Annotated in this window: 23 protein-coding genes; 16 read left to right on the top strand and 7 right to left on the bottom strand. The window is 68.0% G+C overall.

Annotation, left to right across the window (positions count from 1 at the left end):
- Nucleotides 1–114 precede the first annotated feature (114 nt).
- Complete coding sequence (secA, locus tag RSD66_RS02040; protein WP_119412521.1) at nucleotides 115–2,967, top strand: preprotein translocase subunit SecA; 2,853 nt, start codon at nucleotides 115–117, stop codon at nucleotides 2,965–2,967.
- 151 nt (nucleotides 2,968–3,118) lie between these two features.
- Nucleotides 3,119–4,282, top strand: coding sequence for a class V aminotransferase (locus RSD66_RS02035; RefSeq protein ID WP_415288804.1), 1,164 nt, complete (start codon nucleotides 3,119–3,121; stop codon nucleotides 4,280–4,282).
- A gap of 3 nt (nucleotides 4,283–4,285) precedes the next feature.
- On the opposite strand, the gene RSD66_RS02030 is transcribed toward RSD66_RS02035, so the two are convergent.
- The 3 genes from RSD66_RS02030 to RSD66_RS02020 are packed head-to-tail and all read right to left on the bottom strand — an operon-like array spanning nucleotide 4,286 to nucleotide 6,532.
- Nucleotides 4,286–5,110 (bottom strand): hypothetical protein, encoded by an 825-nt coding sequence (locus tag RSD66_RS02030; protein ID WP_415288803.1) that lies wholly within the window; start codon nucleotides 5,108–5,110, stop codon nucleotides 4,286–4,288.
- Nucleotides 5,111–5,144: 34 nt separating this feature from the next.
- The gene (locus RSD66_RS02025) at nucleotides 5,145–6,032 is read right to left on the bottom strand and encodes an alpha/beta hydrolase (RefSeq protein WP_415289556.1); all 888 of its coding nucleotides are present in this window, start codon (nucleotides 6,030–6,032) and stop codon (nucleotides 5,145–5,147) included.
- A gap of 5 nt (nucleotides 6,033–6,037) precedes the next feature.
- On the bottom strand, nucleotides 6,038–6,532 hold the full coding sequence (locus RSD66_RS02020; protein WP_024355192.1) for a Fur family transcriptional regulator: 495 nt from the start codon (nucleotides 6,530–6,532) through the stop codon (nucleotides 6,038–6,040).
- A 152-nt stretch (nucleotides 6,533–6,684) separates the two neighbouring features.
- Between RSD66_RS02020 and RSD66_RS02015 the strand changes: the two genes are divergently transcribed.
- A complete protein-coding gene (locus RSD66_RS02015) occupies nucleotides 6,685–7,473 on the top strand; it encodes a SapC family protein (RefSeq protein ID WP_415288802.1) in 789 nt (262 codons plus the stop codon).
- Nucleotides 7,474–7,630: 157 nt separating this feature from the next.
- On the opposite strand, the gene RSD66_RS02010 is transcribed toward RSD66_RS02015, so the two are convergent.
- Nucleotides 7,631–8,038 (bottom strand): MaoC family dehydratase, encoded by a 408-nt coding sequence (locus RSD66_RS02010; RefSeq protein WP_024355194.1) that lies wholly within the window; start codon nucleotides 8,036–8,038, stop codon nucleotides 7,631–7,633.
- A gap of 17 nt (nucleotides 8,039–8,055) precedes the next feature.
- The gene (locus RSD66_RS02005) at nucleotides 8,056–9,078 is read right to left on the bottom strand and encodes an NADP-dependent oxidoreductase (RefSeq protein ID WP_415288801.1); all 1,023 of its coding nucleotides are present in this window, start codon (nucleotides 9,076–9,078) and stop codon (nucleotides 8,056–8,058) included.
- 348 nt (nucleotides 9,079–9,426) lie between these two features.
- Between RSD66_RS02005 and RSD66_RS02000 the strand changes: the two genes are divergently transcribed.
- Nucleotides 9,427–9,732, top strand: coding sequence for a hypothetical protein (locus RSD66_RS02000; RefSeq protein WP_415288800.1), 306 nt, complete (start codon nucleotides 9,427–9,429; stop codon nucleotides 9,730–9,732).
- Between the two features lie 71 nt (nucleotides 9,733–9,803).
- On the opposite strand, the gene RSD66_RS01995 is transcribed toward RSD66_RS02000, so the two are convergent.
- Nucleotides 9,804–10,595, bottom strand: a complete 792-nt coding sequence (locus RSD66_RS01995; RefSeq protein ID WP_415288799.1) for a response regulator — start codon at nucleotides 10,593–10,595, stop codon at nucleotides 9,804–9,806.
- Nucleotides 10,596–10,791: 196 nt separating this feature from the next.
- On the opposite strand from RSD66_RS01995, the gene RSD66_RS01990 reads away from it, so the two are divergent.
- The 9 genes from RSD66_RS01990 to RSD66_RS01950 all read left to right on the top strand — a co-directional run bounded on the left by RSD66_RS01990 (nucleotide 10,792) and on the right by RSD66_RS01950 (nucleotide 20,475).
- On the top strand, nucleotides 10,792–10,998 hold the full coding sequence (locus tag RSD66_RS01990) for a NepR family anti-sigma factor (protein ID WP_024355198.1): 207 nt from the start codon (nucleotides 10,792–10,794) through the stop codon (nucleotides 10,996–10,998).
- Nucleotides 10,995–11,603, top strand: coding sequence for a sigma-70 family RNA polymerase sigma factor (locus RSD66_RS01985; protein WP_003169827.1), 609 nt, complete (start codon nucleotides 10,995–10,997; stop codon nucleotides 11,601–11,603). Before RSD66_RS01990 ends, RSD66_RS01985 begins: the two co-directional genes overlap by 4 nt.
- An 80-nt stretch (nucleotides 11,604–11,683) precedes the next feature.
- Nucleotides 11,684–13,369, top strand: coding sequence for a sensor histidine kinase (locus RSD66_RS01980; protein ID WP_415288798.1), 1,686 nt, complete (start codon nucleotides 11,684–11,686; stop codon nucleotides 13,367–13,369).
- Between the two features lie 47 nt (nucleotides 13,370–13,416).
- Entirely contained in the window at nucleotides 13,417–13,554 is a 138-nt protein-coding gene (locus RSD66_RS01975; RefSeq protein WP_024355200.1) for an entericidin A/B family lipoprotein, read from the top strand.
- Between the two features lie 142 nt (nucleotides 13,555–13,696).
- A complete protein-coding gene (ald, locus tag RSD66_RS01970; RefSeq protein WP_415288797.1) occupies nucleotides 13,697–14,815 on the top strand; it encodes an alanine dehydrogenase in 1,119 nt (372 codons plus the stop codon).
- Nucleotides 14,816–14,875: 60 nt separating this feature from the next.
- Nucleotides 14,876–15,931 (top strand): GTPase ObgE, encoded by a 1,056-nt coding sequence (obgE, locus tag RSD66_RS01965; protein ID WP_119412512.1) that lies wholly within the window; start codon nucleotides 14,876–14,878, stop codon nucleotides 15,929–15,931.
- Between the two features lie 51 nt (nucleotides 15,932–15,982).
- A complete protein-coding gene (gene polA / locus RSD66_RS01960) occupies nucleotides 15,983–18,877 on the top strand; it encodes a DNA polymerase I (protein WP_415288796.1) in 2,895 nt (964 codons plus the stop codon).
- Between the two features lie 27 nt (nucleotides 18,878–18,904).
- On the top strand, nucleotides 18,905–19,213 hold the full coding sequence (locus tag RSD66_RS01955) for a GNAT family N-acetyltransferase (protein ID WP_119412510.1): 309 nt from the start codon (nucleotides 18,905–18,907) through the stop codon (nucleotides 19,211–19,213).
- Between the two features lie 38 nt (nucleotides 19,214–19,251).
- Complete coding sequence (locus RSD66_RS01950; protein WP_415288795.1) at nucleotides 19,252–20,475, top strand: NAD(P)/FAD-dependent oxidoreductase; 1,224 nt, start codon at nucleotides 19,252–19,254, stop codon at nucleotides 20,473–20,475.
- A 12-nt stretch (nucleotides 20,476–20,487) separates the two neighbouring features.
- Here the strand turns inward: RSD66_RS01950 and RSD66_RS01945 are convergent, their stop codons facing one another.
- Nucleotides 20,488–22,212 (bottom strand): hypothetical protein, encoded by a 1,725-nt coding sequence (locus RSD66_RS01945; protein WP_415288794.1) that lies wholly within the window; start codon nucleotides 22,210–22,212, stop codon nucleotides 20,488–20,490.
- Nucleotides 22,213–22,421: 209 nt separating this feature from the next.
- Here RSD66_RS01945 and RSD66_RS01940 point away from each other — a divergent pair, with 209 nt between their 5' ends.
- The 3 genes from RSD66_RS01940 to RSD66_RS01930 are packed head-to-tail and all read left to right on the top strand — an operon-like array spanning nucleotide 22,422 to nucleotide 25,160.
- Entirely contained in the window at nucleotides 22,422–23,129 is a 708-nt protein-coding gene (locus RSD66_RS01940; RefSeq protein WP_415288793.1) for a response regulator transcription factor, read from the top strand.
- Nucleotides 23,098–24,708 carry an ATP-binding protein gene (locus RSD66_RS01935; RefSeq protein WP_415288792.1) on the top strand — a complete coding sequence of 537 codons (1,611 nt, stop codon included), beginning with the start codon at nucleotides 23,098–23,100 and terminating at the stop codon, nucleotides 24,706–24,708. The genes RSD66_RS01940 and RSD66_RS01935 overlap by 32 nt, the downstream gene beginning before the upstream one ends.
- Nucleotides 24,705–25,160, top strand: coding sequence for an HPr kinase/phosphorylase (locus RSD66_RS01930; protein WP_415288791.1), 456 nt, complete (start codon nucleotides 24,705–24,707; stop codon nucleotides 25,158–25,160). Before RSD66_RS01935 ends, RSD66_RS01930 begins: the two co-directional genes overlap by 4 nt.
- The last annotated feature ends 61 nt before the right edge of the window (nucleotides 25,161–25,221 follow it).

The following is a 25,221-nucleotide window of genomic DNA, read 5'->3' as shown; positions in this document are numbered from 1 at the left end:
GCGCGCCCTGACTGCAGGGAAGGCCTGGGGCTGGCGTGATCGCGGCCTCCCGACCGGGCGAAACCTGTCTTTCTCAGAGCCTTCAGCCGCTCGACCGCCTGACCCGGATCGCCCATGCTCGGCTTCGCCAAGAAACTTCTCGGTTCCTCCAACGACCGCAAGGTCAAGGCCTTCCAGGCCCAGGTCCAGAAGATCAACGCCCTTGAACCCAAGTTCGAGGCCTTCTCTGACGACGAACTGCGCATGATGACGCAGACTTTCCGGGATCGCGTCGAAGCCGGCGAAAGCCTGGACAAGCTGCAGAACGAGGCCTTCGCCGTCGTGCGCGAAGCCTCCAAGCGCGTTCTGGGCCAGCGTCAGTACGACGTGCAGATGGCCGGCGGCATGATCCTGCACGAAGGCGGCATCGCCGAGATGCGGACCGGCGAAGGCAAGACCCTGGTGGCCGTGGCCCCGGTCTATCTGAACGCCCTGGCGGGCAAGGGCGTCCACGTCGTCACCGTCAACGACTACCTGGCCCGGCGCGACGCCGAGACCATGGGCAAGGTCTACCGCTTCCTGGGCCTTGAGGTCGGCGTCATCGTCAACGGCCTGTCGCAGGGTCAGCGCCAGATGGCCTATCAGGCCGACATCACCTACGGCACCAATAACGAGTTCGGCTTCGACTATCTGCGCGACAACCTGGTTTACGACCGTCGCGAGATGGTGCAGCGCGGCCACCACTTCGCCATCGTCGACGAAGTGGACTCCATCCTGATCGACGAGGCGCGCACGCCGCTGATCATCTCGGGCCCGACCGAGGACCGCTCGGACCTGTACAAGATCGTCGACGCCCTGGTGAAGGAACTGGTCAAGGACAAGGACACCTACGACCTCGACGAGAAGCAGCGCCAGGCCCTGCTGACCGAGCTGGGCTCGGAACGCATGGAGCAGGTGCTGGAGGAAGGCGGTCACTTCGCCGAGGACACCGTCGATCTGTACGACCCGGCCAACGTCAGCCTGGTCCACCACGTCAACCAGGCCCTGCGCGCCAACACCCTGTATCAGCGCGACAAGGACTACATCATCAAGGACGGCGAGATCGTCCTGATCGACGAATTCACCGGCCGCATGATGACCGGCCGTCGTCTGTCCGAAGGTCTTCACCAGGCCATCGAGGCCAAGGAAGACGTCAAGATCATGCCCGAGAACCAGACCCTGGCCTCGGTGACCATCCAGAATTATTTCCGCCTCTACGAAAAGCTGTCCGGCATGACCGGCACCGCCGCGACCGAGGCCCAGGAATTCCTCGACATCTACAAGATGGACGTCCTGGAAGTGCCGACCAACCGTCCGATCTTGCGCAAGGACTACGACGACGAGGTCTACCGCACCTTCGCCGAGAAGAACCGCGCCATCGCCGCCCAGATCGCCGACTGCTATGTCCGCGGCCAGCCGATCCTGGTCGGCACGGTGTCGATCGAGAAGTCCGAAGAACTGTCCGACCTGCTGAAAACCTACGACTATCAGGTCGAGGTTTCGCGCAAGGTGAAGCCCGAATACGAAGGCCGCGAGAAGGAAGCCCAGAAGGTCGGCGACCTGGCCTATGACGTCGAATACGTCACCGGCCGCGGCATCCCGCACAACGTCCTGAACGCGCGCCAGCACGAGCAGGAAGCCTACATCGTCGCTGAAGCGGGCCTGCCGCACGCGGTGACCATCGCCACCAACATGGCCGGCCGCGGCACCGACATCCAGCTGGGCGGCAACCTGGACATGCGTATCCAGCGCTGGGTCCAGGAACAGCGCAACATGGCGATGGAGGTCCCGCCCGAGGCGCTGGCCGACAAGGAAACCGAGTTTAAGGCCGAGATCGCCGCCGCCCGGGAAAAGGCCCTGCTCGCCGGGGGCCTGTTCGTCCTGGGCACCGAGCGCCACGAAAGCCGCCGCATCGACAACCAGCTGCGCGGCCGGACCGGCCGTCAGGGCGACCCCGGCACCTCGAAATTCTACCTGTCGTGTGAAGACGACCTGCTGCGCATCTTCGCCGGCGACCGCCTGGACGCCATCATGCGCCAGTTCGGCGTGGCCGAGGGCGAGGCCATCAGCCACCCCTGGCTGAACCGCGCCGTCGAGACGGCCCAGAAGCGCGTCGAAGCCCGCAACTACGACATGCGCAAGAACGTGCTGAAGTACGACGACGTCGTGAACGACCAGCGCAAGGCCGTGTTCGAACAGCGCCAGGAGTTCATGGACTCCACCGACCTGTCGGAACTGGTCGCCGATTTCCGCAGCGACGTGATCAACGACCTGGTCGAACGGTACATGCCGCCCAAGGCCTATGCCGAGCAGTGGGACATCGACGGTCTGGACGAAAAGGTCCGCTCAACGCTGGGCCTGGAACTGCCCCTGCATGACTGGGCCGCCGAAGAAGGCGTTTCGAACGAAGAGATCGAAGAGCGCATCACCGTCGCCGCCGACGCCCGCGCCGCCGAGCGTCTGGAGCTGATCGGCGCCGATCAGACGCGCGGTCTCGAAAAGCAGTTCATGCTGCAGATGATCGACATGCAGTGGCGCGAGCACCTAGTCCATCTGGATCACCTGCGCGGCGTCATCGGCCTGCGCGGTTACGGCCAGCGCGACCCGCTGAACGAATACAAGACCGAAGCCTTCAACCTGTTCGAGACGCTGCTGCACGACCTGCGCCACAACGTCACGCGCTGGCTGATGACGGTCGAGTTCCAGTTCCAGGCGCCGCCGGCGATGGAAATGCCCGAGTTCCAGGAAATCCACCTGAATCCCGGCACCGGCGAGAACGAAATGGCCAACCCGATGGCCCAGAACCCGGAAGGCATGCTGACCGGCGATGATCGTTCGAAACTGCCGGTCGAGGCCCTGCCCGCCGACTGGGAGCGCACCAGCCGCAACGCCGACTGTCCCTGCGGCTCGGGCCGCAAGTTCAAGCACTGCCACGGCAGTTTGATTTAAGGGCGCGCTGACGCGCGCAGCGCTACGCTCGCGACGCGGTCGCTCGCTGCTTGAGCGCCGAAGGCTGAGTTGAGAGAGGCGGGTTCGCGCAGGCGGCCCGCCTTTTTCTTTGGCCGGTGACGCGGCCCGTCATGCGCGTTAGCCTGCCCTCATGAACTACAAGCCCCTGTTCTCGCGCGCGCTCGGTCTTGATCCCGAGCGCCTGCATTTCGCCGCCCACAGCCACCATCTGTGGCCTGACGCCAGTTTCGACGGCCAGGTCCGGGCCTGGGCCGAGGCCAACCGTTTCGCCGATCGCAAATGGGACCTGATCTTCGGCGAGGTCATCCCCGAGGCTCAGGGACACGTCGCGCGCGAGCTAAGCCTGCCCTCTCCCGACAGCCTGATTTTCGCACCAAACACCCATGAGATCCTGCTGCGCATCGTCTCAGCGGTCGACAAGGCGCCCATGCGCATCCTGGCCACCGACGGCGAGTTCCACTCCTTCCGCCGCCAGTCGGAACGCTGGGAAGAGGCCGGTCAGGCCGTCGTCACCCGCGTGCCCCTGGCCCCGTTCGAGACGTTCGCCGAGCGTTTCGTCGCGGCGGCGCAGGCGGGCGGGCACGATCTGATCTTCGTCAGCCAGGTCTTCTTCCGTACCGGCGGCCTGTTCGATCGCATCGCCGAACTGGCGGAACTGGCCGACCCGGCGGGGCCGTGGGTCGTCGTGGACGGCTATCACGGCTTCATGGCGACGCCGACCGACCTGTCGACTGTGGCGGACAAGATCTTCTATCTGGCGGGCGGCTATAAATACGCCATGGCGGGTGAAGGCGCCTGCTTCCTGCACGCCCCGCCCGGCTTCGGGCCGCGCCCTGTCGTGACCGGCTGGTTCGCCGAGTTCGGCCATCTGGAAGGCCCGCCCGGCGGGGTTCAGTACCGCACCGACGGCGGCCGGTTCTGGGGCGCCACCTTCGACGCCAGCGCACTTTACCGTTTCAACGCCGTGCGCGCGATGCTGGATGAGCACGGCCTGACCACAGCGATGATCGCCCACCACGCGCGCGGCCTTCAGGCGCGGTTCCAGGCGGCGATTGAAAGCGGAGAAGCGGGCGGCCTGTCACAAGCCGACATCCTGAATCCGGTCGACGGCGAGGCTCCCCGCGCCCGCTTCCTGGCCCTTCGCCACGCCGACGCTCCGCGCTGGAAGACGGCCCTGCAGGAGATGAACGTCATCGCTGATGTGCGCGACGACGTCATCCGCTTCGGCTTCAGCCTGTATCAGAGCGAGGAAGACGTGGAGCGGCTGATCCACGCCTGCGCCCGGCTGGACTAAATCTTAGAAGAACAGGCTGTCGGCGTCGCGGCGAGCCTCGGGCGGATCGGTACGGCGCGGCTGACGCTCGCGGCGGGGCGCCGGGGCTGAGGCAGGCGGCGTCGCCCGCGCAGGCTGTGCGGTCGCTGTCGGCGCCGGGTCGCCCGGCAGTCGTGGCGTCGGGGTCGCGCGTGGGGTCGGCGCGGCGGCTGCTGGCGGCGGCGGCGCGCTCGCCTCGGCTTTCGGCGGCGGGCCCAGCGTCGGATATTTCGGCGCAGGCGGCAGGCGCGGGCGGCGCGCGGGCGGCGGCGCAGCCGGGGCCGTCAGCACGGCTTCCGCGTCAGACGACGGGGCCTCAAGCGACGGGGCCTCAAGCGCCTGACGCGCCTGGGTTCGCGCGCGGGGGCTGTCGCAACGGCACAGAACCAGATCCTCGCCCTCGCGCCACAGGATCAGCGGTCGGCGCGGCGGCTCGGCCCAGCGCTCCGCCAAGCGGGCCAGATCCTTCTCCAACGCCTCATCGGCGGCGGCCGGGATGGCGCGGACCTCATGCCCCTGCGCCTCCCATAGCGGCGCCGTCTGCGCCAGCCAGCCCCGCCCCGCGCCGTCCGGGTCGTAGACATAGACGGGTGTCAGGCCGAAGGCCGCCGGACCCGCCGCCTGCTCCAGCCGCGCCTCCAGCCCTTCAGGCGGCGTCAGGCGCTGAAGATCGTGCCGCGCCACGCCCAGCCACCAGGCCGCCAGAACCACGCCGAGCAACAGCAGACCCAGCACGACGCCGATCAGCGTCCCGAGCAGCAGGCGCGGCCAGTCCGTATGAGAAGATGGGTTCAGGGCGGCGGAGGTCATCGCCGCCAAGGCCTAGCACCGAATGGCGCGGCTGTCAGACCGCCAGATCCAGCAGGGCGTCGCGCGTCAGCTCGACATGGGTCATGGGGAACAGGTGGCCGCCGCCCGCCACGGTCTCGACCTCGACATTCGGGCGGCGCGACGACGGCGCAACGGCGCACAAGGCCCCTGTCTCAGCCTTGAGAATCCGCACGGAGCCCGGATAGCTCGCCAGAGCCCGCCAGGGATCGTGCGCCTGTGCGGCGTAGTTGGACGCCTCCCAGGCCGGGTCGCAGGCCAGCCCCAGCCCGCGATCCGTCTCGACGAGACCGTCGGCCAGATAGTCGGCCAGCATCATGTCCGGCCAGCCCTTGAAAGCGCCGCGTCCACGATAGGCGCTCATCGCCTGCTCGCGACTGTCGAACAGGGCGCGGCGGCGCAGGGTGTTGGCGACGATGGGGAAGCGCTGGGACAGCAGACCGGCGAGCGGCAGGTTCATCGCCCACACCATCTCGCGACGCCAGACGACAGGATCGAGCAGCAACAGACGCGAGACCCGATCCGGGCGCTCGGCGGCGGCCATCAGGCCGCTGGTCCCGCCGATGGAATGGCCGGCCAGGGCGACGGGCGGGCCGTCGATCGCCTCCAGAAGGCAGATCAGGTCGTCGCGATGATCCTTCCAGCTGCGGCGGCCGTCGGGAAGAGCGGGCAGACGCGTCCGGCCGTGACCGCGCAGATCCGGCGCCCAGATGCGCAGCGCGCCCGACAGCGGCTGCAGCAGGGAGCGGTATGTCAGGGCGTTGAAGCCGTTGGCGTGGACGAAGATCAGGTCGACCGGCCGCTTGGGATCGCCGAAGTCCAGCACGGCCATGTCGCCCGCGCCCCAGCGATTGTCGATCGGCACGCTGATCCGGCGCGGCGCCGACAGGGCCAAGGCGTCCATCGCGTTCAGGCCGCCACGCGGCAGGCGCCGCACCGGCCGTGGCCTTCGATCGTGGTGCGCTCGATCGCATAGCCCGCCTTCGCGGCCGCCTGGGCGATCACATCGGCGCCGGGGACCGCCACCTCTTCGGTGGCGCCGCAGCAGTCGCAGATCAGGAAGGCCGCCGCATGGCCGCCTGGCGCGCAGGCGTCGGCCGTGCAGGCGACGTAGGCGCTGATGGAGGCGATGCGGTGGGCCAGACCTCGCTTCTCAAGGAACTCAAGGGCGCGATAGACGGTCGGCGGCTTGGCCGCCTGACCATCGACGCCATAGCGGGCGATCAGGTCATAGGCCTTGACCGGCTCGGCGGCCGACAGCAGCAGTTCAAGCACGCGGCGGCGCGGGGCGGTCATACGGTCGCCATCGGCCGAAAACCGCGCCTCGACGGCGGCGATCGCCCGTTCGACCTCGGCGGCGCCGGGTCGGCTGTCGATATGATCATGATCGCAGGCGTCGCCCATGAGCTAAGAGCTAGGGGGTCCTGAGCCGCGCCGCAACCGGGACCGCGCGCCGCAGGCTCGATCGGGGCTCATTGTGGCCAAACAGCGGCGTTTGCGGCGGCCCCGGCCTTGGGCTAGAAGAACCGTCCTTTCTGTTCAGAAGACCCTATTTCATGACCGACGCGACCCAAGCGAACAGCCCCCTGTCGGGCACTGTCCTGTTCTATTCCCAGCCCGAGCCGCTGTCGGCTGACGTGCACGGCAAGCTGGGCGTGACGCCCGCGGACAAGCCCTACGCCTTCGTGGCCCAGACCCACGTCGTGCCGCTGACGGTGACGGAGTTCGCCCCGGCCGCCCTGTCCTATCCGATCATCTTCGTCGGCGACGCCAAGCAGCCGGTCGCCGCCATGGGCCTGAACCAGGCCGAGAACCTGTTCATCGAGAACGGCGACTTCCGCCCCGACGCCTATATCCCGGCCTATGTCCGCCGCTACCCCTTCGTCTTCGCCAATGACGAAGAGCAGAAGCGCATGGTGCTGTGCATCGACCGCGCCGCCCCCTTCGTGGTCGAAGGCGGCGAGACGCCCCTGTTCGAAAACGGCCAGCCCAGCGGCTACGTCAACTTCGGCATGGAGTTCTGCAACAACTTCGAGCAGGAGCGCGCACGCACCGAGTCCTTCGTCAACCTTCTGAAGGAACTGGACCTGTTCGAGGTGCGTGAAGCCACCTTCACCCCGCGCAACGCCGACGGCTCGCCCGGCGCGCCTCAAAAGATCGCCGAATACTTCGCCGTGTCGGAAGACAAGCTGAAGGCCCTGCCGGTCGAGAAGCTGGCCGAACTGCGCGACAACGGCGCCCTGGGCCAGATCTACGCCCATCTGGTGTCGCTGCTGGGCTGGGACCGTCTGATCGCCATGGCCCTGACCCGCTCCGCCTCGCAGCCGGCCGCCGCCAACGCTTGATTAAGAGCCTAACGCGCGTTCGCGCTGCTTGAGGCTTCTTTGAAGCGGGCCTAACGCGCATTCGCGCTGCTTGAGGCCCGGATAAAGCGATGAAATGAAGACGCCCCGCCAGGCTGCTGGCGGGGCGTTTTTCGTCCATGCCACATGGAGGAGGGGTTTAGCGGCGGGCCACGAGGGCGCGGGTCAGGCAGGAGAAGACCAGTCGGCCCGCCTCGTCCAGAATGTCCTGCTGAGCGATGACCACGCCCTTTTCGTCGCCGACCGGGTCCTTGCCCATCACCGTCAGCCGTCCGCGCAGCAACTCGCCCGCCGGAGGATTGCGCAGGAAGCGCAGGCCATCCACCGCCAGGGTCTTGGACCCCGCCCAGCCGCCCATGCGGTCGGCGGACAGGCGGCTCCACAGGGCGTAGACCATCGCCTCGGGCGCGCCATAGGCGACGTCCCACCCCGGCAGGAAGCGTTCGGCGAACAGGTCCAGCGCCGCCGCATCGACGGCGCAGGCGCCCAGCGGAATGACCTGGCCGATCTCGAGATCCTCGAAATGGACGTGCAACGGTTCGGTCATGCGCGGTTCTTCCTCGCTCAGGCCGCCGGCTCCTCCGACACCCGGACCATCAGCTTGCCGTCATGGTCGCCGGTGAACAAGCGATTCAGCGAACCAATCGCCCCTTCCAGGCCGTCGTCGACGTGCACCTTCCACTGGACCTTGCCGTCGGCCAGCCACGGGCCCATTTCGGCGACCATTTCCTTGGCGCGGTGGGCGTAGTCGAGGACCAGGAAACCCTGCACGTCCAGACGGTGGGTGATGATGCGCGAGAAATTGGGCGAAGGCGGCATCCGCGTGGCGTTATAGGCCGAGATCAGGCCGCAGACGGCCATGCGGCCGTGCACCTTCAGCCGGTTCCACACGGCGATCATGATGTCGCCGCCGACGTTCTCGAAATTGAGGTCGATCCCGTCGGGCGCCAGGCGGTCCAGGGCGTCGCCGACGTCCTCGTTCTTGTAATCGACGGCGCCGTCGAAACCGAGCTCTTCGGTCAGCCAGCGGCATTTCTCGGCGCCGCCGGCGATGCCGATGACGCGGCAGCCGCGCTGCTTGGCCACCTGTCCGGCGATGGAGCCGACCGCGCCCGCCGCCGCCGAGATGACCAGGGTCTCGCCCGCCTTGGCTTTCAGCACGTCGGTGACGCCGAAATAGGCCGTCATGCCGGTCATCCCCAGGACGGAGAGATTGGCCGTCAGCGGCAGGCCCGGCGCGCGGTGGACCGGGCGCAGCCCCGCCTCGGGCACGACGGCGTAATCGGCCCAGGCGCCGGACAGAGGCGTGACCAGATCGCCTTCCTTGAACCGCTCGCCGCGTGACTGCTCGACCACCCCCAGCGTCAGCCCGCGCATGACGTCGCCCAACCCCACCGGCGGCAGATAGCCTTCGGAATCATTCATCCACGTGCGGTTCGTCGGGTCGATCGACAGATAGATCGTGCGGACCAGGACCTCTCCGTCCTTCAGGTCGGGCACGACGCTTTCGGCCAGTTCCAGATCACCGTCCTGAATCAGCCCATGCGGTCGGCGACGCAGGATCCACTGTCGGTTGCGCAAGCTCATCAGTCTGTCTCCCATCAGGGTTTTCTTTCAGAACCCATAGTGGCGCCTCTCGCCCGCAGAGCAAGCCGGCGAACGGCGACGCCTGATCATCAGGCAAAAAAGAAGGCGGACCCTTTTTTGAGGATCCGCCAGGAGTCGCATCATCGAGAATGAGGCGAGAGCAAAGACCGACCATGCGGTCGGCGGGGGAATCGCCCTCGGCGATCAGATAACGGCGCGCAGGCGAGTCAGTTCCCGTCGTCGAATCCGCCTGAACCCGCCGGATTGGATTGGAGCGGAACGGCCGGGCGCCCGCGACGTTCGCCTTGGGACACCGCCGATAAGACGAATAGACAAGGACGCGAGCCGATGACGCATCAAGACCCGCACTCCCACTCCGCTGACGCCGTGGAAACTCATCACGCCGTCGAGGCCCAGTATGTACGCCAGGGCCGGGGCGGACGGCGCATCCTCATGCTGCTGATCATATCGGCGGGGGCGGCCGCTGTGTTGCTGCTCGGCCTCTGGGCGGTGAACAACGCCAGCCTGAGTCAAACCGCCGAGGAAGCCAGCATGACGCCTGAGGCGCCGCCCGTCGTGGACACCGACCGGGCCGCCCGCAGCGCCGGCCCGGAGGCGACGCCGCCGCCGGTCGACGCTTCTCCCGCCGCCTGAGCTTCCGCCCGGCAAAAAAGGGCCCCGCCGCAGCGGAGCCCTTCAAAGGGGTCGGGGGGCGCCGCCCTGGCTCAGGCGGCCGCCTTCTGGCGCGAGGGATGGAAGAAGAGCGCCTGGCTGATCGCCGCCTTCACCGTGTCCGGCTGGAACGGCTTGGTGATCAGGAAGGTCGGCTCGGGCCTTTCGCCGGTCAGCAGCCGCTCAGGGAAGGCGGTGATGAAGATGACCGGCACGTCGAACTTGCGCAGGATATCCTTGACCGCGTCGATGCCCGAAGACCCGTCCGCCAGTTGGATATCGGCCAGAACCAGCCCCGGCGCATGCCGCGAAACCGCGTCCACGGCCTCATCGTGAGTGGTGGCGGTGCCGGTGACGCGGTGGCCCAGCTCCTTCACCAGGCTTTCGATGTCGGCCGAGATGATCGCCTCGTCTTCGATGATCAGCACGTCGGTGGCCAGTTCGGCGTCGATGTCGGACTGGGCCTCGGAGATCAGGCGCTCGACCGTGCGCGGATCGACGGCCAGGATCTGGGCGGCCTCGGACGGCGTAAAGCCCTCCAGCGCCGTCAGCAGGAAGGCCTGACGCGACTGAGGCGCAATGCGCAGCAAGCGACGCGATGCGTCATCGCCTTCGGACGCTCCGCCGCTTTCCAGCTGGGCCCCCGTGCTGGACCAGATGGTGTGAAAGACGTGATAGAGCGCCACCCGCGGCGTCATGTCGGCGGGCAATTGCCGCTCGCCCGCCGCCAGCGCCTCAAGCGCGACGCGGACATAGTTATCGCCCGTGCTCTGATCGCCCGTCAGGGCGCGAGCGTAACGGCGAACATAGGGCAGATGCGGCGCAAGTCTGGCCAGAAGACTCATATGTATTTCCCCGACGACGCCCGTCTCCACTGATGAGACAGGCTTAGAGGACGACAACGTACCAGACACGCCACGGTTCCGTGAGCGTCGTCCAGCTTGAGCATAAAACCGCAACGGCGTAGGAACTCTATTGGCGAGGCGGCGTTCTGCGTCTCTATGAACGACTTCATAAGGCTTGGGCGGCGGCCGACACTCCATGATCGAACCTAAGGACAACCCCGCGCGTAAAAGCGGGTCAACCTCGAACGAACGCGATCTCGAAGAGGTCCGTCTGCGTCAGCAAGCCATCGGCGTGAAGCTGCGCCATATGTTCGACGAAGTCGTCAACGAGCCGGTGCCGGACGAATTTCTGGAAATCCTTCGCCGCGCCGATCAGGGCGCATCCGCCAAGGAGGGGCAGTGACCACCACGACCCCCGCCGCCCGGCCCTCGTCATCAGACGACAACGCGTTCAAAGCTGAACTCGTCACCCTGATCCCCCACCTGCGGGCCTTCGCCCGGACCCTGACCGGCGACCCGACGGCCGCTGACGACCTGGCTCAGGAAGCCATGATGAAGGCATGGGACGCCCGCGCCAGCTATCAGATGGGCACCAATATGAAGGCCTGGACCTTCATGATCCTGCGCAACCAGTTCTATTCTGAAAAGCGCCGCTCGTGGCGCCAGACCCAACTGGACCAGGAAGCCGCGGAGCGCACCCTGATCGCCGTCGACGACCCCGAAGCGCCCGTGGCCCTGGACGAACTGCGTCAGGCGCTGAAATCCCTGCCGGAAGAGCAGCGCGAAGCCCTGATCCTGGTGGGCGCCGGGGGCTTCGCCTATGAAGAAGCCGCTGAAATCTGCCAGTGCGCCGTCGGCACGGTGAAGAGCCGGGTGTCGCGCGCGCGCAAGGCGCTGCAGGCCACGCTGGAGCGCGGCGGCTATGCGCGTGACGGCCAATCGGCGGGCGACGCCATGCGCTCGATTCTGGCCGACGCGGACAGACTAAGCGGCGCCGGGCGCAAATAGCGGTGCGGGTCGGCCGGGTCCTGGGCCGAAAGCTCGGGCGCCGCAGCGTCCAGGGCATCCGATTCCGCCTGGGCCTGGCCATGGCGCTGGGTCTGCTGCCCATCCTGCTGCTCGGCGTGATCCAGACCGAGGCGGAGTTCCGCAAACAGGAGCAGGAACGGCGCATCGACCTGCAGCTGGCGGCCGAACGCAGCGCCTCCGACGCCAAGGCCCGGATCAACTCAACCGTCGTGCTGCTTCAGGCCCTGACGCCTGAAGGGGTCGGCTTCTTCTGCGAAGCGCGCCTGACCGCCCTCGCCGCCCGGATGGACGGAATTACAAGCTTGGCGCGCTACAGCGCGACAGGCGCTCCCGTCTGCGCGTCACGCAACGCCGGTCAGGCGCAAGAGAACGAAAGCGTCCTGGGTCAGGTCTGGCATCAGCGCCTGAGCGAGGGTGAGGACGTTGTGATGCAGCGCTCGGCCGACGGAGAATCCCTGATCGTCGCCGTCCGTTGGGAGCGCCCGATGGGCGCCTTTCAAGGCGCGCTGGCGGCGAGAGTTCCCTTCCGCGTGCTCCAGCCGGACATCCGCGACCCCGCCTTGCCCCCCGGTTCTCAGGCGGCGCTGACGGATGGAGCCGGAAACATTCTGATCGCCACCGACCCCGCGCCCTTCGCCTTGAAACGCGCGCGCCAGGCTGAAGGCTGGACCGAACGGGCGCGCGACGGCGCCGCCGTCATGTTCGAAGCGCGCGACGCCCAGGGACGACGCCATGTCTATGGAGGCGCGCCCCTGGCTGGACAGGACGTCTTCGTCCTGCTGTCGGCTCCGGCGCCGGGACTGCTGTCCTGGGCGCGGCTGAACCCGTTCGGCACCCTGTTGCTGCCTCTGGCGGCATGGCTGACCGCGTTTGCGGCCGTCATGTTGCTGTCCGAGCGGATCGTGGTGCGCTGGCTCGACTATCTGGAGCGGGTGGCCGCCATCTATGCGCGGGGTCGTTTCTCCATTCGCCCGGTCCAGGCCGAGCACGCCCCGGCCGAAATCCGCACCCTGGCCCGCACCCTGGGCCATCTGGGCGAGACCATCACCCGTCGCGACAAGGACATTCTGGACGCGCTGGAGGAGAAGGACGCCCTGCTGCGCGAAATCCACCACCGGGTGAAAAACAATCTGCAGATCATCTCGTCCCTGCTGTCGATGCAGCAGCGGGCGGTGACCGACCCCGGAGCACGCTCAGCCCTGGGCGACACGCGACAGCGCATCACCGCCCTGGCCCAGATCTATCGCGTCCTCTATCAGAGCGAGGATATCCGCGAGGCCGACGCCGACACCTTCCTGCGCGAGTTGGTCGGTCAGTTGATCGCAGGCGAGGCGGTGCGCGGCCCGCTGGTGACCACCTCCATCGAGGCCGATCCGCTGATCATCGACCCCGACAAGCTGGCGCCCCTGGCCCTGTGGCTGGTCGAGGCCGTTTCTAACGCCCAGAAACACGCCTTCGCCGGCCGTGGCGGCGAACTGAAGGTGCGCTTCAAAGTCAATGGCGACACTAGCGTATTAGAAGTTGAGGATGACGGCCCCGGCCTGGATGACGCCATTGAGGCGGGCGTCGGCCGCACCCTGATGATGGCCTTCGCCAAACAACTGCGCGGCGAGGCCCGGATCGTTCCCGCGCCCGGCGGCGGCTCGATCGCACGGCTGACCTTCGTCACCCCCGAAGCCCGCGAAGCCGCCCATGTGCGAGAGGTCGCAGCCTTCCGTCTCAGCGGAACCGCACCCCAAGCGTAGCGTTGTATGGAGGACGGGCGCGGAGCCCGAACCAACAGGAGCCTCCTATGCGCAAACTCATCATTCTGGCCGTCGCTGCTGCAGCTTTGACCACCGCCGCCTGCAACACCATTCAGGGCGTCGGCAAAGACACCCAGGCCGCCGGCCAGGCGGTCGAAGGCGCTGCTCGCGACGCCAAGAACTAAAGGTCCCCGCCCGGATCGGGCGAACCCTTTTTCAGCCCCGCGGACGTTTCCGTCCGCGGGGTTTTATTTTTCGCTGGTGCAGCATGGCCCGCTTGTTTAGCGTCCGCCCGCCCCACGTTGGGGCTAGGACACTGAAAGAAAAATGCGCGTCGGCTCCCCCCGAGAAACCAAGACCAATGAACACCGCGTCGGCCTGACGCCGGCCGCCGCCGGCGAATACGTCGCCCACGGCCATGCCGTCCTGATCGAGACGGGCGCCGGTCTGGGCGCGGGCTTCACCGACGACGACTACATCAAGGCAGGCGCGCGCATCGCCCCCGACGCCGCCGCCGTCTTCGCCGACAGCGACATGATCGTGAAGGTCAAGGAGCTTCAGCCCGCCGAGTTCGCCCTGCTGAAGCCGGAACACATCCTTTTCACCTATCTGCACCTGGCGCCCGATCCCGAACAGACGAAGGCCCTGCTGGCCTCGGGCTGCGCCGCCATCGCCTATGAGACGGTGACCGACCGCAACGGCGGCCTGCCGCTGCTGGCGCCCATGTCCGAGGTGGCGGGGCGCATCGGCGTCTTCTCGGCGGCTGAAACCCTGCTGAAGCACAAGGGCGGCATGGGCCTGCTGTTCTGCGGCGTGCCGGGCGTGGCTCCCGCGCGGGTGCTGGTGCTGGGCGGCGGCGTCGTGGGGCTGAACGCCGCGCGCATGGCCGTGGGTCTGGGCGCCGAGGTCGTGGTGCTGGAACGCTCGATCCCCCGGATGCGGCATATCGACGAAGTGACCGGCGGGCGCGTCATCACCCGCTATTCCTCGCTGCACGCCATCGAGGAGGAACTGCCCAAGGCCGATGTGGTGATCGGCGCCGTTCTGACGCCGGGCGCAGAGGCCCCGACCCTGGTGCGCCGCGACCAGCTGGCGTCGATGAAGAAGGACAGCGTCCTGATCGACGTCGCCATCGATCAAGGCGGCTGTTTCGAGACCTCGCGCCCGACGACCCACGATGATCCGACCTATGTGGTCGACGGCGTCATCCACTACTGCGTCGGCAATATGCCCGGCGCCGTGCCGCGCACCAGCTCCGAAGCCCTGAACAACGCCACCCTGCCCTATGGCCTGGCCCTGGCCGATCAGGGGCTGGACGCTCTGCGCGCCGATCCGCATCTGGCCCACGGCCTGAACGTGCTGAAGGGCCAGATCACCCACCCTGCCGTCGGCAAGGCGCTGGGAATGGCGTGGAGCGACCCCTTCGGCGTCTGGGCCAAAGGCTGAAGACACAGCTAAGATCGCACCCGCCTGTAATTCGTCGCGCTTCTGGGCCATAAGGCGCCCATGAAGTTCCTCGATCAGGCCAAGATCTATATTCGCTCCGGCAACGGCGGCGCGGGCTCCGTCTCGTTCCGCCGCGAAAAGTTCATTCCCAACGGCGGGCCGGACGGCGGCGACGGCGGCAAGGGCGGCGACGTCTGGGTCGAAGCGGCCGACGGGCTGAACACCCTGATCGACTTCCGCTACCAACAGCATTTCAAGGCCCAGACCGGCCACCACGGCCAGGGCCGCCAGATGCACGGCGCCAAGGGCGAGGACGTGGTCCTGCGCGTCCCCGTCGGCACCCAGGTGCTGGACGAGGACAAGGAGACGGTGCTCGTCGACCTTGATGAGGCGGGCATGAAGGTGAAGCTGCTGTCCGGCGGCAACGGCGGCTGGGGCAACACCCGCTTCAAGGGGCCGGTCAACCAGGCGCCGCGTCACGCCAACCCCGGCCAGGACGGCCAGGAGCGCTGGATCTGGCTGCGGCTGAAGCTGATCGCCGACATTGGTCTGGCGGGCCTGCCAAACGCCGGCAAGTCGACCTTCCTGTCGGCCGTCTCGGCGGCGCGGCCCAAGGTGGCGGACTATCCCTTCACCACCCTGACGCCGAACCTGGGCATGGTGGACCTGAGCCCGTCGGAACGCTTCGTCATCGCCGACATCCCCGGCCTGATCGAAGGCGCCAGCGAGGGCGCGGGGCTGGGCACGCGCTTCCTGGGCCACGTCGAGCGCTCGGCCAGCCTGATCCACCTGATCGACGGCACGCAGGACGATGTGGTCGAGGCCTATCGCATCATCCGCGGCGAGTTGGAGGCCTATGGCGAGGGTCTGGCCGACAAGACCGAGATTCTGGCCCTGAACAAGATCGACGCCCTGACGCCCGAAGCCCGCGAGGAAAAGGCGGCGGCGCTGGAGGCGGTCGCGGGCCGACGCCCCATGCTGGTGTCCGGCGTCTCGGGCGAGGGCGTCACCGACCTGCTGCGCGCCGCCTGGGCGGAGGTCAAGCTGACCCGCGGCGAGGTCACCGATGAGGGCGAGGACGTCATTCCCGAAACGCCGGGCGGCTGGCAGCCCTAATCCGTCACATGGCCGGATGACGGGGGCGTCGCCGCCCCCTATGTTCGCGCCATGACCGACGCGCCCGCCGAAATCCCCGCCCGCCCCCTCACTCAAGACGGGCCGCCCCTGCGGCTGTGGATGATCGACGCCTCGGCCTACATCTTCCGCGCCTACCACGCCCTGCCGCCGCTGACGCGTAAGTCGGACGGTCTGCCCGTGGGGGCGGTGCAGGGCTACTGCAACATGCTGTGGAAGCTGCTGAAGGACATGAAGGGCGAGGACGGCCCGACGCACCTGGTCGCCGTCTTCGATCATTCGGAGAAGACCTTCCGCAACGACCTTTACGACCAGTACAAGGCCCACCGTCCCCCGGCGCCCGAAGATCTGGTGCCGCAGTTCCCGCTGGTGCGCGAGGCGACCAAGGCCTTCGGCGTCCACTGCGTCGAGATGGTCGGATACGAAGCCGACGACCTGATCGCCACCTATGCCTGCAAGGCGCGCGACGCGGGCGGTGAGGCGGTGATCGTCAGTTCCGACAAGGACCTGATGCAGCTGATCGGCGACGGCGTGGTCATGTATGACCCGATGAAGGACCGCCGCCTCGAAGAAGAGGCCGTGTTCGAGAAGTTCGGCGTCACGCCCGACAAGGTGGTCGAGGTCCAGGCCCTGATCGGCGACAGCGTCGACAACGTGCCCGGCGCCCCCGGCATCGGCCCCAAGACGGCGGCCCAGCTGATCCACGAATACGGCGATCTGGACACCCTGCTGGCCCGCGCGGGCGAGATCAAACAGCCCAAGCGCCGCGAGACGCTGGTCAATTTCGCCGATCAGATCCGCCTGTCGCGTGAACTGGTCAAGCTGGACTGCGAGGCGCCGATCCCCGAACCGATCGACGACTTCATCATCCGCGACCCGGACCCCGAAACACTGTCGGCCTTCCTGGAGATGATGGAGTTCCGCTCGCTGGCCCGCCGCGTCGGCGACGGCAAGGCGCCGCAGAAGGAAGGCTCCGCCTTCACGCGCCAGCCGACCGCGCCGGTCGCCACGCCGCGCTATGGCCAGACCGAAGTTGCGGCCCCGGCCGAAATCCACGCCATCGACCACGACCGCTATGAGTGCGTGCAGACGCTGGAGGAGCTGGACCGCTGGATCGCGCGCGCCCGCGCGGCGGGCGTGGTCGGCTTCGACACCGAGACCGACGCCCTGTCCTCGACCCACGCCGGGCTGTGCGGCGTGTCGCTGGCGGTCGGGCCGAACGACGCCTGCTACATCCCCCTGACGCATGAGCACGAGCCGACCGGCGACGGCGGTCTGGACTTCGGCGACGGCGGGGACGCCCGCCCACCCCTGCAACAGATCGACAAGCCGACAGCCCTGGCGCGGCTGAAGACGCTGCTGGAAGACCCGTCGGTGCTGAAGGTCGGCCAGAACATCAAATACGACCTCGCTGTCATGGCCCGGCGCGGCGTGCGTGTCAGCCCGATCGACGACGTGATGCTGATCTCCTACGTGCTGGAAGGCGGTCTGCACGGCCACGGCATGGACGAACTGGCGCGCCTGCACCTCGGCCACGAACCGATGACCTTCAAGAGCGTAGCCGGGACCGGCAAGAGCCAGAAAAGCTTCAAGCACGTCGAGCTGAAGTCGGCCGTCTGCTACGCCGCCGAGGACGCTGACGTGACCCTGCGCCTGCACCGCCTGCTGAAGCCGCGTCTGGCCGCCGAGGGCTTGTCGAGCGTCTATGAGACGCTGGAGCGCGGCATGCCCGCCGTCCTGGCCGACATGGAGCGGGCCGGCGTTCGCGTCGACCCGGACCGGCTGCGCTCCCTGTCCTCGACCTTCGGCCAGCGCATGGCCGAGCTGGAGCAGGAGGCGCACAAGCTGGCCGGTCGCCCGTTCAACGTCGGCAGCCCGCGCCAGATCGGCGAGATCCTGTTCGGCGAGATGAACCTGCCCGGCGGCAAGAAGACCGCCAGCGGCCAGTGGGGCACCGACGCCAGCGTGCTGGAGGAGCTGGCTCAGACGCAACCCCTGCCCCGCACCATCCTGGACTGGCGCCAGCTTTCCAAGCTGAAGGGCACCTATACCGACGCCCTGGTGGCGGCGATGGACCCGCAGACGAACCGGGTCCACACTTCCTATCAGCTGGCGGCGGCGACGACGGGGCGTCTGGCCTCATCCGACCCCAACCTGCAGAACATCCCGATCCGCACCGAGACCGGCCGCCAGATCCGCCAGGCCTTCATCGCTTCGCCGGGCCATGTGCTGATCAGCGCCGACTACAGCCAGATCGAGCTGCGCCTGCTGGCCCACATCGGCGACATTCCCGAGCTGAAGCGCGCCTTCAAGAGCGGTCTGGACATCCACGCGGCGACCGCATCCGAAATGTTCGGCGTCCCGGTCGAGGGCATGCCCAGCGAGACGCGCCGCCGCGCCAAGGCCATCAACTTCGGCATCATCTACGGCATCAGCGCCTTCGGCCTGGCCGCCCAGCTGGGCATCGATCAGGGCGAGGCCGGAGCCTACATCAAGACCTATTTCGAGCGCTTCCCCGGCATCCGCGCCTATATGGACAGGACCAAGGCGCTGGTGAAGGAGCAGGGCTTCGTCACCACCGTCTTCGGGCGGCGCATCCACATCCCGGCCATCCACTCCAAGTCCGGCGCCGAACGCCAGTTCGGCGAGCGCGCGGCCATCAACGCCCCGATCCAGGGCGCGGCCGCCGACATCATCCGCCGCGCCATGATCCGTATGCCCGGCGCTCTGGCTGATGCCGGTTTGCAAACCCGCATGCTGCTGCAGGTCCACGACGAACTGGTGTTCGAAGCCCCCGAGGCCGAGGCCGAACGCGCCATCGCCATCATCCGCCGCATCATGGAAGGCGCCGCCCTGCCTGTCGTCGATCTCAGCGTGCCGCTGGACGTCGAGGCCAAGGCGGCCCCGAACTGGGACGGCGCGCACTAAACCCCTTCTTCAAGCAAGGATCACGACATGAGCCTGGACCCCGAAATCCGCGACAACGAAGAAGCCAAGCGTTACGAGTTGGACATCGACGGCGAGACCGCGGTGGTCATCTACAACCCCGTCGCGGGCGGCCGCCTGATCACCGAAACCCTCGTGCCGGTCCCGCTGGAAGGGCGCGGCATCGCCAGCCGCATGGCCAAACACGTCCTGGCCGATCTGAAGGACAAGGGCCTGCTGATCCTGCCGACGTGCACCTTCTTCTCCAGCTATCTGAAGAAGCACCCGGAATACGCCGATCAGGTGCATCCCACCTATCGGGCCATGCTGGGCCTCTGACGGTCGCTTCGCGCGCCTTCCCCTGCTAGGGCGAGGCGATGAAGTCTTCAGATATCGACGTCCTGATCGTCGGCGCCGGCGCGGCCGGCATGATGTGCGCCATCGAGGCGGGCAAGCGCGGCCGCCGCGTGCGCGTGATCGACCACGCCCGCGCGCCCGGCGAGAAAATCCGCATCTCGGGCGGCGGACGCTGCAACTTCACCAATCTGGGGACGAGCGGCGCCAACTTCCTGGGCGAGAACCCGCGTTTCGCCCTGTCGGCCCTGCGGCGTTTCACCCAGCACGACTTCATCAAGATGGTCGATCGCCACGGCGTCGCCTGGCATGAGAAAACCCTGGGCCAGCTGTTCTGCGACGACAGCGCCAAGCTGATCATCCGTATGCTGACGGATGAGATGAAGGCGGCGGGCGTGACCCTGTCGTTGGGCCTCGGCGTCAAGAGGGTCGAGCGCGCGGGCGAGCGGTTTCAGGTCGATTTGGACGACGGGTCGCGCGTGACGGCGACCTCTCTGGTCGTGGCCAGCGGCGGCAAGTCCATTCCCAAGATGGGGGCCTCCGGCTGGGGCTATGAGGTCGCACGGCGCTTCGGCCTGCGCGTCACCGACACTCGCCCCGCGCTGGTTCCACTGACGTTCGAGCCGGGGCTGCTGGAGCAACTCAAGCCGCTAGCGGGCGTGTCGGTGGACGCCGTGGTCCGCCACAAGGCGCCCAAGGAGGCGGGTGCGGGCCGCCCGGCCAGGGAGACCGTCTTCCGCGAGGGCCTGCTGTTCACCCATCGCGGCCTGTCGGGGCCGTCGATCCTGCAGATCAGCTCCTACTGGCGCGAGGGCGAGGCGATCACCGTCGATCTGGCCCCCGACCGCGACGCAGCGGCCGAAATTCTGGCCGCCAAGAGCGAGAACGGCAAGCAGGCCGTGCACACCGCCGTCGGCCGCGTCGTGCCGCGCCGTCTGGCCGAAGCCCTGTGTGTGCGCGAAAACCTGTCGGGCAAACTGGCGGAAGTCGGCGACAAGAAGCTGCGGGCCCTGGCCGAGGCGCTCAACGCCTGGACAGTCAAGCCGGTCGGCTCGGAAGGCTATCGCACCGCCGAGGTGACGCTGGGCGGGGTCGACACCGCCGCCCTCGATCAACAGACGATGGAGGCCAAGACGGTCCCCGGCCTGTTCTTCATCGGCGAGGTCGCGGACGTGACCGGCTGGCTGGGCGGCTACAACTTCCAGTGGGCCTGGTCGTCGGGCTGGGCGGCGGGCCAACACTGCTGATCGAGTAAGGCCTCAGGCCGCCAGTCCGGCCGCCTGCATCAGGGGACGCAGGGCCTGAACCGCCTGCGGCTCGGCGCTGAGGGCGGCGCGGACGTCGGGGGCGCGCATCAGGCGCAGCGCCTCGGCGCGGGCGCGCTCCGCGACCGGTCCGCTCGGCCCCGTCTCCCCCGCCGCCAGACGCAGAAGGACCGCCAGCTTTTGCGGGACCGGAGCAGGCGCGCGGGCCAGTTGAGCCGTGAGCCGGGCATCGGCCTCGATCGAACCTCCGACGGCCCCGAGGGCCTCCACCACGCCCTGCGTCTCGCGCTCGAACAGTCCGGCCTTGCGCACGCCGCGCTGAAGCTCGGCCAGAGCCATCAGCCGCTGTCCCGGCGGCGTCGCGCCGGGCGTCCGGGCCCGCATTTCCGTCTCGAAACGCAGGGAGGCGACGCAGGCGTCCAGCCAGCGCGCGGCCGCCCGCTTATTGGCGCCGCCGGTGACGTTTTCACACAGGCGCGTCAGCCGCTCGGCTTCCGACAGGACGCTGGCGCAATCCTTGACATAGGCGGCGACGAAATCGGCCGCGACCAGCCCTTTCGACCGCTCGATGAAGGCGGTCTGCACCTCTTCCAGCGTCAGCAGACGCCCCGCCGTGGCCGTCAGCGCCATCGCCAGGACGCGCAGGATCTCGATCTCGCCGACCGCGTCGCCGGGCCGCAGGCGGCGCTGGCTCATCAGTTCGCGCAGCACCATGCGCGCCAGAGAGGCGGCCAGCAGGGGAAACTCGCCCGCCGCCAGTCGTTCGCCCAGACGCCGCACCGGCCCCTCGATCGGCGGGGCCAGAAGGCTGAGGCGCGCGTCCTGCGCCAGGACGGCGTCCACTTCGCGCGGGGCGGCCATGCGCACCACCGCCGCCAGGCTGGCGCCTTGATCCAACCCCGGCCCCAGCACCTGGGCCAGGCCGTGACGGGAGCCCAGAAGCTCGCACAGAATCTGCTCCACCGGCACCAGCACCAGGGCGCGCGGAGCGCCTTCGGCCGGAGCCTGATCGCAGATGTCCATCAGCCGCTCGACCCGCGCCCGCGCGCCGGGCAGGCCGCGCAGGGCGCCCGCCACCGCTCCGCCCATGATAAAGGCCCGGTCCGCCGCGCCCTGAAGCGCCAGGGCCGTCGCCGCGACCGGCCGATCCTCAAAGCTGGGAAATTGCTTCTTGCGCCCGGTGGTCAGCAGCCGCTCGATCGCCTGTTCGGCCAGGCGCTGATAGTGGCGCATCAGGTCGTGCACCGACTGGCCCGGGGTGGCCTGCGCCTCGGGCACGGCGATCTTCTGAATCGCGTGCTGAAGCTCGACGCCGGACGCCTCCAGCCGCTCGGCCAGATCGGGGCGGTGCAGCAGTTCGAACGCCGTCGCGCCCTGACGGTTGAGCCAGTCCTCCAGCACCCGGCCGATGGTCTCGCGCGCATGAGGGGCGTACAGGTCGCCGACGCCGCGACAGGCCGGGCCGCGCTGATCGACGGCGGGCGGGCGCTTGCGCGACAGTTCCGGCGCGCCGCGCGTCAGGATGATGACGCTGGCGAACTCCATCGTCTCGGGGTCCAGCGTCTCCTTGGTGACGCGCACGGCGACCGCCTCGCGATCCCGCAGCAGGTCCTCGGCGGCGTCGACGGCCTGACGACGATCCTCCACCGCCTGATACAGGGACCAGTCGGCCGGCGCTGTGCGGCGGATGTAGATTTCGTAATGAACAGGACCGGCCATGACGCCCTTCGCAAGCACAGACGCCTATCCTGCGGCCCCAAGCTTAAGGTCGGGTTTCGCTTTTGACTCCGGTGGTTGAAAGCCGCGACGACGCGCTCCATTTTGTGTGAACGTAAAGTCACCACGATCGAGTAGAACAGTTACGCTTGCCGTGCGTTGTGCAGACGACGGCGGACCGGACGTTCCCCGCCCGCACTAAGGAGAAGCCCTTGGCCAACATCACTCTGGTCGATGACGACGAGAACATCGTCGCCTCCGTCTCCCTGGCTCTGGAAAGCCACGGCCACACGGTGACCGCCTATCACGACGGCGCCTCGGGCCTGGAAGCGCTGGAGACGACCCCGCCTGACCTGGCGATCCTGGACGTGAAGATGCCGCGCATGGACGGCATGGAAGTGCTGCGCCGCCTGCGCCAGACCTCCGCCCTGCCGGTCATCATGCTGACGTCGAAGGACGAGGAGATCGACGAGATCCTCGGCTTCAACCTCGGCGCCGACGACTATATACACAAACCCTTCAGCCAGCGTCTGCTGATCGAGCGGGTGAAGGCCCTGCTGCGCCGCGCCGGCGTGGAAGGTCTGGATCCCGTCGACCCGGCCGCCGCCGAAGCCGGCAAGGCGATCAAGCGCGGCAAGCTGTCGATGGATCCGGCGCGTCACGAATCCACCTGGGACGGCAAGCCGGTGAAGCTGACCGTCACCGAGTTCCTGCTGCTTCAGGCCCTGGCCCAGCGCCCCGGTTTCGTGAAGAGCCGCGACAACCTGATGGACGCCGCCTATGACGATCAGGTCTATGTCGACGACCGCACCATCGACAGCCATGTGAAACGGATGCGAAAGAAGTTCCGCATGGTCGACCCTGAGTTCGACGCTATCGAGACCCTGTATGGCGTCGGATACCGCTACCGCGAGAGCTGAACCTGAAACCGTCCGGACGCGGCGCCGATTCCGCTTCGGCGGATCGCGCCTGGGCGGATTCATCCTGGCCCTCAATCTTCTCAGCCTGCTGATCCTGTTCGGCGGCGCCCTGCTGCTGAACGAATGGCGGCGAGGGCTGATCGAGGCTCGTCAGGAATCCCTCGGCGTCCAGGCCGAGCTTCTGTCCAACGTCCTTGGCGAACTGGGCATCACCCAGGGCGATCCCTACCCCATGCTGGATGATCGGGCGGCCGCATTGTGGCTGCGCGACAACTTCATCCCCGCCGGCCAGCGCGCCCGCCTGTTCGACATGGACGGGATCGAGGTGTCCGACTCCTACCGGGTCAGCGACACCATTCCGGGCGCCCCCCTGCCCCCGGCCCAGCCCGCCGGAACGGCTCTGGCTCCAACAGAGCCCTCGCCGCGCGAGAAAGCGCGCCTGGCCCGCGCCAACGCTGAACTGTCGGCCGAGGTGGAGCGCGCGCTTACGGGCGCCCCCCAGGCTTCCCTGCGTCGCAATGAGGAAGGCGAGCGCGTCGTCTCCGTCTCCCTGCCGGTGCGCCATGTGCAGCAGGTTCTGGGCGTGCTGACGCTGGAGGCCGGGGACGTCAACGCCACCCTGGACGCCCAGCGGCGCGCCCTAATGCCGTTCGCCCTGGTCGCCCTGGCGGTGAACCTGCTGGCGTCCCTGGTGCTGCACCTGTTCGTGGCCCGGCCGGTCATGCGGCTGTCGGCGGCGGCGGATCAGGTGCGTCTGCAACGCGCCCGCGCCATCTCCCTGCCCGACCTGGAAGACCGCAAGGACGAAATCGGCGACCTGGCCCGCGCGTTGGAATCGATGACCGACACCCTGTCGACGCGGATGGACGCCATCGAACGCTTCGCCGCCGATGTGTCGCACGAAATCAAGAACCCGCTGACGTCGATCCGTTCGGCGCTGGAGACCCTGCCTCTGGTCAAGACCGAGGAGCAGCGCGCGCGCCTGACCAATCTGCTGCAACAGGACGTCCGACGTCTGGACCGTCTGATCACCGACATCTCCAACGCCTCGCGCCTGGACGCCGAACTGTCGCGCGACCGACCACGCGCCATCGACCTGAACGAACTGCTGGGCGACATCATCGGCGTCTATGAGGCCGGTCGAAAACCCGATGAGCCGACCGTTCGCTTTACGGCAGCGACCGACAACGCCCGCGTCATGGGCCGCGACGTGCCGCTGGGTCAGGTGTTCCGCAATCTGATCGACAACGCCCGCTCGTTCAGCCCGGCTGACGGCGAGGTGCGCGTCAGCCTGTCTCGCGACGACAGCCAGCCCGATCTGCCGCTGCGTATCCGCATCGACGACGACGGCCCCGGCGTTCCCGCCGAGAATCTGGAGACGGTGTTCGAGCGCTTCTACACCTCGCGGCCCAAGGGCACGGCCTTCGGCGCCAACTCGGGGCTGGGCCTGTCCATCGTGCGCCAGATCGTCGACGCCCACGGCGGCCGGGTCCGCGCCGAGAACCGCAAGGGCGAAGACGGCGCCGTGCTGGGGGCCCGCTTCGAAGTCAGCCTGCCCGCCGTCGGCAAGCGCGCATGACCCCCGCCCGCCAGCCCGTCCACGCCAGCGTCGTCGCCGCCCGCACGTCGCAGGGGTGGCGCGGCGTGCTGATTCAGGGACCGTCCGGCGCAGGCAAGAGCGACCTGGCGCTGCGGCTGATGCAGGACGGGTGGCGGCTGGTCGGCGACGACTGGGTGGATATCTTCGCCTGTCGCGGCGCCCTGTACGCCGCCGTGCCCGACACCATCGCAGGCCGGATGGAGGTGCGCGGCGTCGGCATCATCACCCGGCCTTTCCGCCCCTCGACGCGCCTGGCCCTCGCCCTGCGCCTGACGCGAGAGCCGGTCGAGCGTCTGCCGCAGCCGACCTGGCGGACCATAGAGGGCGTGTCCCTGCCTCAGCTTGATCTGGACCCGCGACCGGCCTCGGCGGCGGCCGTCGCAACGGCCGCCCTTCACGCCGTTTCCGCGATGGCGCCGCCCGCTCTTTGATCCGCGCCGCGATTGCCCTATGAAATGAGGCTTGTCGCTCGCGCAGGCGAGCAGGGGATGT

This window comes from Brevundimonas sp. S1H14 (genome assembly GCF_047716865.1).
Classification (GTDB): Bacteria; Pseudomonadota; Alphaproteobacteria; order Caulobacterales; family Caulobacteraceae; genus Brevundimonas; species Brevundimonas naejangsanensis.
Note: the sequence above shows the minus strand (reverse complement) of the source record. Positions and strands in the feature narration are given on the sequence as shown.